Source organism: Brasilonema sp. UFV-L1 (assembly GCF_012912105.1).
GTDB lineage: Bacteria > Cyanobacteriota > Cyanobacteriia > Cyanobacteriales > Nostocaceae > Brasilonema.
In genome coordinates this window covers 79,370-90,206 of sequence record NZ_QMEA01000010.1, presented here as the reverse complement: position 1 = coordinate 90,206, position 10,837 = coordinate 79,370, and the positions used below count along the sequence as shown (strand labels likewise).

Annotated in this window: 9 protein-coding genes and 1 riboswitch; of the genes, 6 read left to right on the top strand and 3 right to left on the bottom strand. The window is 41.9% G+C overall.

Annotated features, from left to right (window positions below):
- Positions 1-86 precede the first annotated feature (86 nt).
- The 4 genes from DP117_RS05475 (at position 87) to ltrA (ending at position 3,953) form a co-directional block, all read left to right on the top strand.
- A complete protein-coding gene (locus tag DP117_RS05475; RefSeq protein ID WP_169217316.1) occupies positions 87-584 on the top strand; it encodes a hypothetical protein in 498 nt (165 codons plus the stop codon).
- A gap of 17 nt (positions 585-601) precedes the next feature.
- The gene (locus tag DP117_RS05470; RefSeq protein ID WP_211175932.1) at positions 602-1,585 is read left to right on the top strand and encodes a GUN4 domain-containing protein; all 984 of its coding nucleotides are present in this window, start codon (positions 602-604) and stop codon (positions 1,583-1,585) included.
- Between the two features lie 152 nt (positions 1,586-1,737).
- On the top strand, positions 1,738-1,896 hold the full coding sequence (locus DP117_RS05465; protein WP_169217315.1) for a hypothetical protein: 159 nt from the start codon (positions 1,738-1,740) through the stop codon (positions 1,894-1,896).
- 263 nt (positions 1,897-2,159) lie between these two features.
- Positions 2,160-3,953 (top strand): group II intron reverse transcriptase/maturase, encoded by a 1,794-nt coding sequence (gene ltrA, locus DP117_RS05460; RefSeq protein WP_211175931.1) that lies wholly within the window; start codon positions 2,160-2,162, stop codon positions 3,951-3,953.
- A gap of 408 nt (positions 3,954-4,361) precedes the next feature.
- Here the strand turns inward: ltrA and DP117_RS05455 are convergent, their stop codons facing one another.
- The 3 genes from DP117_RS05455 to DP117_RS05445 all read right to left on the bottom strand — a co-directional run bounded on the left by DP117_RS05455 (position 4,362) and on the right by DP117_RS05445 (position 6,817).
- Positions 4,362-5,660, bottom strand: coding sequence for a hypothetical protein (locus tag DP117_RS05455; protein ID WP_169217314.1), 1,299 nt, complete (start codon positions 5,658-5,660; stop codon positions 4,362-4,364).
- Between the two features lie 106 nt (positions 5,661-5,766).
- Entirely contained in the window at positions 5,767-6,537 is a 771-nt protein-coding gene (locus DP117_RS05450) for a class I SAM-dependent methyltransferase (RefSeq protein ID WP_169217313.1), read from the bottom strand.
- 34 nt (positions 6,538-6,571) lie between these two features.
- Positions 6,572-6,817, bottom strand: coding sequence for a hypothetical protein (locus tag DP117_RS05445; RefSeq protein WP_169217312.1), 246 nt, complete (start codon positions 6,815-6,817; stop codon positions 6,572-6,574).
- A gap of 255 nt (positions 6,818-7,072) precedes the next feature.
- Positions 7,073-7,191: riboswitch (cyclic di-AMP (ydaO/yuaA leader) on the bottom strand.
- A 455-nt stretch (positions 7,192-7,646) separates the two neighbouring features.
- Between DP117_RS05445 and trpD the strand changes: the two genes are divergently transcribed.
- Together trpD and DP117_RS05435 are read left to right on the top strand one after the other, a co-directional pair.
- Positions 7,647-8,741: an anthranilate phosphoribosyltransferase gene (gene trpD, locus DP117_RS05440; protein WP_169217311.1), complete on the top strand. Its 1,095-nt coding sequence runs from the start codon at positions 7,647-7,649 to the stop codon at positions 8,739-8,741.
- A 253-nt stretch (positions 8,742-8,994) separates the two neighbouring features.
- Positions 8,995-10,614 (top strand): MFS transporter, encoded by a 1,620-nt coding sequence (locus DP117_RS05435; RefSeq protein WP_169217310.1) that lies wholly within the window; start codon positions 8,995-8,997, stop codon positions 10,612-10,614.
- Positions 10,615-10,837: the final 223 nt, after the last annotated feature.

The window sequence follows — 10,837 nt, the reverse complement described above, 5'->3', positions numbered from 1 at the left end:
TCATCTCATCGCTCCCCTTCGGGTGAGCGAGAGGCTTCTGCTGCTTAAGCTAAAACAAGCAACTATATATTACTGACAACAAACTCATGCCTAAAATAGACCCCGCCAAGTTTAAAAAAGTATCTGTCAGCCTTCCTTTTGGCATCGGTTCCGCTGAATGGGAAGCGGATCCAAGTGAGCGTCGGGCTGCATGGTCGTTGTATGTTGAACTTGTTACCCGTATTGCTGTTCAACCTCTGGAAGTTGACGAAGGACTGTTGCGTGAGGCGCTGACATCTTTATATAGTTTATTTGGCATAACACGGGAAGTCCTCAAACAAGCTGGACCAGATGTTGGTGCATCCCGCGAGTCAGTGGGAGGTATTGCTATAGCGGTGCTGAATAAGGGTTTGCGTCCTTTTCTTGCCAAATGGCATCCACTGTTGCAGACATGGGAAGCACAGCGTCCTCCTCACTTGAGTCTAAAAGAGCATGAGCGCAATTGGTCGCAAGAAGGGAGATTGCGGGCTGAGTTGGAAGCGTTGAGAAGGGATTTGGAGCAATATGCAAATGCCTTAGCAATTATTGCTGGTGTAGACAAGTAGTAGAGAAAAGCTGAGGTATGACCACATCCCAAAATTATGATGTCTTCCTTTGTCATAACAGCAAAGAAAAACAACACGTAGAAAGAATTAGGGAGCAGCTAAAGCAGCAAGGTATTTTAGCTTGGCTGGATAAGTATGATTTTGAGCCGTTTAGACCTTGGCAGGATCAACTAGAAGAAATTATTCCTCAGATAAAGGCTGTAGCCGTATTCATTGGTTCATCAGGAGTAGGACCGTGGGCAAATATTGAAATGCGAGAGTTTCTGGTAGAATTCGCTAAACGCCAGCTTCGTATGGGATTGGTTATATTGCCTGATTGCCCTCAAGAACTTATAGACAGCGTTCCTAGGTTCATAAGGAGTTTTCACTGGGTTGATTTTCGCCAACAACAACCCGATCCAATGGAACAGCTAATTTGGGGCATTAGTGGGCAGAAGCCAGCGCCAACTGTGAAGGTGATCCCACAAAGTCAAACTCAAAACACCCCGCAAAATCAACGAGATGATTCAGGTGATAATCTCAGCAGTGAACGTGGTGTAAACTACACCCAATTGCGAAATTTCCTAAAAGCAGGACAGTGGAAAGAAGCTGATCAGGAAACTTTCGCTGTCATGCTTAAAGCAACTGGCACAGAAAAAGGAGGCTGGCTCTCTCCTGAATCCATCGAAAGCTTTCCCTGCACTGACCTACACACGATTGACCAACTTTGGGTAAAATACAGTGCTGGGCACTTTGGCTTTAGTGTGCAAAAACGCATTTGGGAAAGCGTGGGTAAAGACTACGAAAAGTTTAGCGATCGCGTGGGTTGGCGCAAAGGAATGTTTTGGATCAAACAATGGCTGTATTACAAGGAATTAACCTTCTCCACAAATGCCCCCCAGGGACATCTCCCCATGGTTGGGGTGATTTGGGTTTTGGATGTGGATGGAAGGGAAGTTAATTGTGAAGTTTGTTGTTTTGGAAATGTGAGTAGGAATCTTCTCTCGCGTCCAGACTTGTAAACTGTAACATATAGTGCGATTCGTTGGCTACAAACCAGTCCCAATAAGGATTTGGAGGACTAGCCGCTAGGTAAAAAAAATAATTACCTTGACAACTGTATAATCATATAGGTGAGGCGATAGAAGCCAAGTCCTATCCCACAGGTGCAGTGGTGACAGCATATCCCCCAACCCACCAGACTAGTTATCAAAGAATTGAAGCGGGGATAAAAGGAGGTAACCCGGAACCGAACCGAGAATCCCTTCAAGCACGAGTTCATGGGTACGAACAGGAAGATGTGACTGAATCATCGTTAACAGTAATAGCCTAAGTCGGTTAATAGGCTAAGCCAAAGGCAAGGGATTGGTCGTTAGCAATTTATATGGTGACTAACAAGCACTGACCGTAAACCCGGTGAATAGCATCACCCTAAAAACTCAATCAATGATTATATGGAACGAAGTAACCCCTTTACATACTCTTGATGAAGGTCGATTCATTAAGTAGGTACTAACCGTATGTAGTGAAGGGGAAGGATTGGGTCAGAAGCTATTTGACCTGTCGTAATGACAGGTAGACGCTGACAGACCCACGATGATTTGGAATGTAGAGTTGTTAGTAGCAATATATATGCCTAAAACGAGTTCTAAGACTACGGTGGAATGGAAAACAATTCCTTGGCAAAAGCTAGAAAGGAAAGTTTTTAAGTTGCAAAAACGAATCTACAAAGCCTCAATTCGTGGTGATTTGAAAGCAGTTCGTAGACTCCAAAAAACGTTGATGAAATCTTGGTCAGCCAAGTGTATTGCAGTCAGACGGGTTACACAAGATAACTGTGGGAAAAAGACGGCAGGTGTGGATGGCATCAAATCGTTGTCCCCAAAATGCCGACTAGCCCTGGTAAACACCTTGAAGCTAAATGATAAAGCATCTCCAACCAGAAGGGTATGGATTCCCAAACCAGGAAGCGAGGAGAAAAGGGGATTAGGAATACCCACAATTTCTGACAGAGCAAGACAAGCACTAGTCAAGTTGGCATTAGAACCAGAATGGGAAGCTCGTTTTGAGCCAAACTCATTTGGATTCAGACCAGGACGCTCATGCCATGATGCAATTGGGCAAATTTTTAGCGCCATAAAGCAAAAAGCCAAATATGTGTTAGATGCGGACATATCAAAATGTTTCGACCGCATTAATCATCAAGCACTACTAGAAAAACTGAACACATTCCCTACCATGAAACGTCAAATAAAAGCATGGTTAAAAGCGGGAGTGATGGACTCAAAACAACTGCTTCCAACGCTTGAAGGTACACCGCAGGCTGGGGTGATTTCACCACTTTTAGCGAACATTGCCCTTCATGGATTAGAAAACCAAATAGCGGAATCCTTCCCGGTTACTGAACCAAAAGTTAATGGGAAAAGAGTCAAGATTCGTACTCCTGACTTCATCCGATATGCGGACGATTTTGTCGTTCTTCATGAAGACATAATCATCATCCAAAAATGTAAACAGGTAATAGTAGAATGGCTTGACGGCATGGGTTTAGAATTGAAACCTAACAAAACACGAATATCTCATACTCTTGATAAATATGAGAATAACGTGGGATTTGATTTTCTCGGATTTCATGTTAGACAATACCCTGTAGGTAATTACCGGAGTAGTCATGGCACTACCGGGAAACCATTAGGATTCACGACTATCATCACTCCAAGCTCCGAAAAATTACAACGACATATCAAGAAAATAGGTAGTATTATTGATGCCCATAAGTCAGCACCACAAGCGGCGCTTATCGGACATTTAAATCCGGTCATTAGAGGATGGGCTAATTACTACGCTACTGTGTCAAGTAAACGTAGTTTTTCAAAAGCTGATTACATCGTATATCAGCAATTGAGAGCTTGGGCTAAATTCCGTCATTCCGAACAAAACGCCCATAAAACCAATCAGAAATATTGGCATACTGTGGGTAAGGACAATTGGTGTTTCAGCACTATGGATGATAAGAATCTTCTCAAGTTGCGAAAACACACGGAGCAAGCCATTGTGTACCATATTAAGGTACAAGGTGGTAGAAGTCCTTTTGACGGTGACTGGGCATATTGGGGTTCTAGATTAGGTAAACATCCTGAATTGACAACAAGAGTAGCAACTCTGTTGAAGAAACAAAAAGGAAAGTGTACCAACTGCGGACATTATTTCAAAGATGAGGATGTATGGGAAGTTGACCATATCTTACCTCGCTCACAAGGCGGAAAAGATACTCTCACAAACTTGCAACTTCTCCATCGATATTGCCACGATACAAAGACTGCTAACGATTGTAGTCACGGCAACAAAGACGGTTGTAATATCACCGCGCCTAAGCCCTCCAAAGATTGAAAAAATCCAAGGACGAATGGGTAATGAGGTATGTTTGACAAAACACCAAGTCATTGAGGAGCCGTGTGAGTCGAAAGATACATGCACGGTTTTGAAGGAGAGGTGTGGGGAAGAGATTCCCCCATCGACTCCAACAGGCTTACACAGAATTGTAAAGATTCGCAAACAAGTGATTTTCCACGAAGTATTGCGGTTTCTACGTTTTCGTTACCTGGCACTGCATCCAAAGAAGGTCTTCTTCTTGTGCTTGTAGTACGATGCTGGCAAATTGTGGGTTATAACAATTCGCGAAGATAAACTTGCACGCCACTTCTTCTATTTCTTGGTTCGTTGCTTTCCAGTCATCCAAGGTAGTCTCATTTATCCTGGCGAAGCCCCGCCTTCAGCCCGTCGGCAAAGCTGAGTGGTTTACACTTTCTCTTCTACTTCGGATTTTAAGAAGTACTTTTCTAATAGCTCCCCAACCAACAAAAAGAAAACCCCAGACAAAATTCCTATTCCCATAATGCCCAATTCTACGCTATTCAATAAACTAAAATTGGGGTTAATAAGTGTTATAATTAATAATCCGATAGACGAAAAACTACTGACAAATAAAGATAGCTTTACGCTTGTTTTTGAAAAATTATACCGCTCTGTCTGAGCAACTAAATAAGCAACAAAAGGAACAAACACACCTCCAACATATGCTGCATAAAAGTATACAATTAAATTAATAATTTCTCCACCTTTAAAAGCAACTGCAAGACCAAAAAGAGTATTCACAGTCGTAACAAATATGCGACTCCAGACAGATGCAGGCAAAATGTTGAAGTCCAAAACAGTCTTGCTTTGTACACGCAGGATACTGCTGCCAAGACCTAATGCTGGAATTAGTAAAGACACAATCAGAGCAATACCTAAAGGTTTCTGGGTACCACCCCCAATCCAGGCTAAGATATATGGAAGAGTTTCTTTACCATCGATGCCAACAGGCAAAATTCCTGCATTGTGTGCTGCCACGACAACTGTTGAAGGCAACAAAGCAAGCAGTAGTATCAAAATTGCTGCTAACGTACATCCTCGATATAAGCTCTGCAGATCTTTTGCCTGGACAACAAACTGCTGATACTTCATATCTATAAGTACTAGCAGAATTGTAGGCAGTGAAATGCCCACTGTGGTTGGCAAGCTGACATGTTGAAGTGACTGGGCAAATTCTATAGGCGATCGCAAGTAATCACCAAAAGCGTGTAAAGCCCACAGTCCATAAAGCAAAGCCAAGAAATTCAGAACCAGTAACCCTCGCAATATCCAGCCTGCTTTTTCTATTGGTAGTAGGGAAATGATTGCAAACAGGATAGCCAAAACAACCATCGTGGGGAGAGTAGGTATTCCGAAAACCTTGAGGATAAATGCTCCAGAAATCAACTGAACAGCTTCAATGCCAATCAGTGATGACCAAGACATCAAGCTTACAAAAACTTTTACCACATCTCCATACGCAGAACCTAGCAATGTCCAAATTTGCTCTGCTTGTCTCCAGTAAAACTTTGCCAGTCCTAACAGAACAATTGTACCCAAGCCAAGGGAGACAGCATAGAGGCTGCCAGCAGTACCTAAAGTGAGGGATTTCTCAGCGGTTCCTAAAACAAATCCCAAACCATAATGAGCTGATACTAGCAGAGCTGCTAGCGAAAATGTATCTAGTCTGCGGTCAAAAGCCATGTTGGACTGACATGAGAGAATTGCCAAAAATATAATGTACTTTGACCGAGCATACAAGTATAGTAATCACTTTTTCAATTAATAATTTAATAATTTCTATTGATAATTAGGTGTTTAGCTTGCGAGTACACACAATGATATACGGACTTGTCTGTGGGACAAACGGAGAGTAATCATAATTCCCAAACACCTCTTCAACGTCGAAACCAGCTGACTGTACAAGTTCCTTAAAAGCATCAAACTCAATGAGTGAAAACTGGATAGCTAGTCGGTGTTCTACCACTATTCGATCTGTGGAATCTAACTCAGAAATCGTCTGCCATCCTCTGACAATTCCAGTTTCTGGCTCATAGTTAAGATCTACTGATACGCTGACAGAACCGACTCCATCCACACGGGGAAAAGGACCATAGTGAGTTGAACCCTGGATAATAGACTCCAGGCGTACTCTAGGATTATGTAGTGTACATATAAACCGTCCATTTGGCTTCAGTGCTTGAGCAATTTCATGAAGTGCTTTCCTTTGAAGAGTTTCGGTACGCAGTTCATGAAAACTTTGGAAAGGTAACAAAGCCAAATCAAATGTTGATTCCAAGTTGAGGGAAGTGACGGAAGCCTGCACGACATGAGCACTCAGTCCGCTTGCTACCAGTTTCTGACGTAGTTGGGCAAGCATTGCTGGGGAGGCATCCACACATGTTAAGTTTACACCCGCTGACAAAAGTGGAATAGAGATACGTCCAGTACCGCACATCAATTCAAGTACGGAACCATCAATCTTTTCACACTCTTGAAGAAAAAACGGCAGATCAGCTGTGAAACGTAAATACGAATCGTAAAGATGCGCAATCTGCTCGTAATCAAGTGCAGAACTCATAAACAATCATTCAAACTGATGTATGAAAGAAATTTTAAATTCTTTCATTGATTGTAACTGGTTCGTGGCTAAACTTCATCAACTCGTATAGATCATAAGCATACAAATCTTCTTGACTCGGCTCGTCAGTCTGACTTGTTGCCACAATTGGATCATTGTATGCCTTAGTTCTACCAATTAATAAAAGTTTTTTTCCTGCGCACTCTCCAATTAACTTGAACTGATGTTCTGGAAAAAAGTTAACTTCATCAGTATAGAAAGTCTGATTTTTGATCGGCATAGGTTCTCCTGAATTATTAGAAAAGAAATTTCACGTCAATTGTTCTTTAACCTTTAGCTGGTAGCTGATTTTTTAGTAGAGGAAATTGCTAGTAGAGACGCACACCTTTCTTTTACTTTTAACTTTTGAATCCACAAAAGATGCAGAATATCCCCTACGTTTTTCATCAACAAATAGATATTTGTACTGTCAGTTTTGACAGTCATACCAGCTAGGAGGACCTGGAGACAACAGCTTAGAATCAGCAGATGCCATAGGTACTCCTTCCAATGCCGACGGAGTTAGCTGACGGGCTAAGACTGGAAGGTGTCTCTCCATTCAAGATTCGCCCCAATACATTGGTTCCTCCGCTTCTCATCCAGCTTTAAAGTTTTTTAACAACAAGACTGGATTGAATTAGGCTGTGTTACCCACACATTAACTATAATTATACTGAAATGTTCAAATAGTCAATGTATCTTAACTTTCTATCTTAGGACTCATGCTGTTGAACAACTTATTCGGTTAATCTTGACCAAATAAAGGCTGATAGCACAAGTCAAAAGAGGTAGTCCTCGGGAGCAGCAATCATACTTGCAGAACAATGAAAGCAACTCGTGCTCCGCTCAATACTTATTGAGAAATAGTCTTTGCAGTTGGTTTAGCACAACTTTAATATGAGATAATTTTCTCTGTAAAACTAACCGGGAGCCAACAAAAAATTACGTACTTCGTTGATCTGAAATTTCAGACATCTTTCAGATGTTTGTCTGTCATGAAATTCCAACGATGACAACATACTCAGACTAAACTAACGAAACATTCGTAAAAATTGTGCATATTTTAAGCTATGATAACAGCTAATGTTGACACAAATCCATTCAATCAAGACTTCTCTCATTGGTCTGCCTTATTGCAGCAACTGTTAGATCGTCAATCACTTTCGGTGTCTCAAGCATCCAACTTAATGTCTGGTTGGCTAAAAGAAGCGATTCCCCCGGTCTTATCGGGTGGTATTTTAGCAGCAATTCAGGCAAAAGGAGTGTCGGCCGAAGAGTTACTTGGTATGGTTGAGGTTCTATACTCTCAATCAATCAAACCTACGCAACGAGATTTTCTTGTTGGTAGCTCACCGCTTGTAGATACCTGCGGTACAGGAGGAGATGGAGCATCAACATTTAATATTTCCACAGCTGTCGCTTTTGTGACTGCTGCTGCTGGGGTGAAAGTGGCTAAGCATGGCAATCGTTCAGCATCTGGAAAAACTGGCTCAGCAGATGTGTTAGAAGCTTTGGGCATCAATCTCAAAGCAAATCTTGAGAAGACTCAAGAAGCTGTAAGCGTAGTTGGCATGACTTTCTTATTTGCACCTGATTGGCATCCGGCTCTCAAAGTGATTGCTCCTTTGCGAAAAACACTGAAAGTACGTACAATTTTTAATCTACTAGGTCCATTAATCAACCCCTTAAAACCAACAGGACAAGTTATTGGTGTCAATTCTCCAGCTTTGATAGAGACTTTTGCCAAGGTTCTAAATCAACTGGGGACTCGCCGAGCAGTTACACTTCATGGACGCGAAAAATTAGACGAAGCGGGGTTGGGAGATAAAACTGACTTGGCTGTGGTGTCAAACCAACAAATACACTTGCTTGCACTCTCTCCAGAAGAACTGGGTTTAAACCCCACTCCCATTACTGAACTACGAGGTGGGGATGTCCAAGAGAATGCAGAAATTCTCAAAGCTGTTCTTCAAGGAAAAGGCACTCAAGCACAGCAAGATGTGGTTGCTCTGAATGCAGCGTTCGCATTGTATGTAGGTGAAGCAGTGCCAGACGATGAAGATCATTATCAAACTTTTTCTCAAGCTGTGATCATCGCTAAGGAAATTCTCCAAAGTGGGCTCGCTTGGCAGAAGCTGGAACAGCTTGCTGAATTTCTTAAGTAAACTACTCACCACGCTCCCTGAATCTGAAGCCAGGCGCTAGCTCTAGGGCTTAAAAGCCGGGAAACCCGCTTTTGATCGCTGGCTTCTTTGCCCTGTGCCTTTGTTCGGTAACTTTTCAATTGATTTTTCTGGCTTTTTCTAAAAATCCTACTATGTTCTGACTTTTTCTGACTTTTTATCTGGTCTGATTATCGGAAAAACGAAAAATTCACTGTAGTAATTACATTAGAAAAATATTTACCAGAGAAAACAGATGAGTTCCTCTTATATCAGCTCTACCGGTAAAAGTAAAACTAAAATATACCAGGATAAAAACTTTTACATCATCAATTTCATAACGTTGATAGCAATTCTTGGGGGAACCATTATTAACCCTGCATTGCCAACGATAGCAAAGTTTTTCAACGTTTCCAGCGAACAAGTTTCATGGGCATCGACACTCTTTCAGCTACCAGGTGCAATTGTGACTCCGATATTTGGAGTTCTAGCTGACACTTTTGGTAGAAAGCAAGTTCTAGTTCCTTCACTATTGGTGTTTGCAATAGCTGGTGCTTTAAGTGGTTTTGCTCAAAATTTTTCTAGCTTTTTAGGGTTGCGATTGTTACAAGGTGTTGGTACTGCAAGCCTAGAGTCTATGCAAATGACTCTCATCGGTGACCTTTATTCAGGGAAAAAGCTAACTTCTGTTATGGGAGCGAATGCCAGCTTAATTGGCATGAGTTCGGCACTTTTTCCTCTCCTTGGTGGAGTCATCGGCGCGTTGAGTTGGCGATATCCGTTGTTGCTATCGCTGCTTGCTATTCCACTAGCACTGTTAGTGTTAGTAGTACTAAAGCTACCAAAGCAACAAAAGAGCGCTGAGAATTTTCAACTCAAACCTTATCTAAAAAATACCTGGAGCAGCATTAACAATCGTCAGGTACTTGGGCTGATGTTTGCGGTTATGTCCCACTTCATACTCCAAGTTGGAGCCTGCTTAACTTACGTCCCTATCTTTGCACAAAAGTTTCTCGGTGCTTCAGAACAATTCAATGGTGTTCTTCTAGCAAGCATAGCAGTGTCTGTTGCCTTGGTTGCTTCCCAATTAGGATTTTTCGCTCGGCATTTCTCAGAAATCAAGCTCATCAAAATCTCTTTCCTTGTCGGTGCTGTGGCGTTATTTCTGATCCCCACAGTTCACAATGTTTGGTTGCTGTTCATCCCAATGCTGTTATTAGGTGCGGCTTTAGGTCTTGCCTTTCCATCGATTCAAGCATTGCTGGCAGGACTTGCAGCACAAGAATCTCGGGCTGGTTTTATGTCGGTGAACTCAACGGTTCAATCAATCGGACAAACACTAGGTCCTTTTCTAGCAGGTTTTATTGATGGGAATTGGGGAACACCATCAGTCTTTTATATCAACGCGATTTTTTCTGTTCTTTCACTTGTCGTCTTTCATACATTGTTAAGAACTGAAAAGCGGACACTCAGCACTGACATGCCACTCATTGAAGATGAGCCAGAAACTCTGCATGACTATGTTGAATCTCCCACAATCGCACAACAAGCAGTCCCACAATTACTACATATTCAAACTCATCAAATTATTGAACTACCAGAAAATTTCTCAGTCATTCATATCGGCAAGCCAAATAAACGTATCCCCCCTGATGTAAATCTTTTGACATTACCCAATTCCGAATATGTTTCGCGGGTTCATGCTCAAATTCGCTTTGATGGCATGGATTATTACATCCAAGATTTGGGTAGCTCTAATGGTACTTATATTAATAAGTTTCCTATGTTACCTGGAATTTGGTACAAGTTGAAACCTGGTCTTCATCTCAGTTTTGGCAAACGTGATTTGGTATCGTTCATCTTTCAACTTGCTTAGTAGACATGACTAAAAAAGGGAGTTCTAAATTGGTTTAAGGACTTCCAATAAAAAAATATCCAACTTGTAGCATGGGTGCGTGATAGCAAAGCGCTGTAACGCACCCTACGACTATGGGATAATTTAGGTCTTCTGTTTACTTTAGGACTTACGCAAAAACCCTTTTAAACCCTCTTAACTATGCGCCAAGGGCGCACGCTGCGCGCTCCGTGCTCTATGCCCT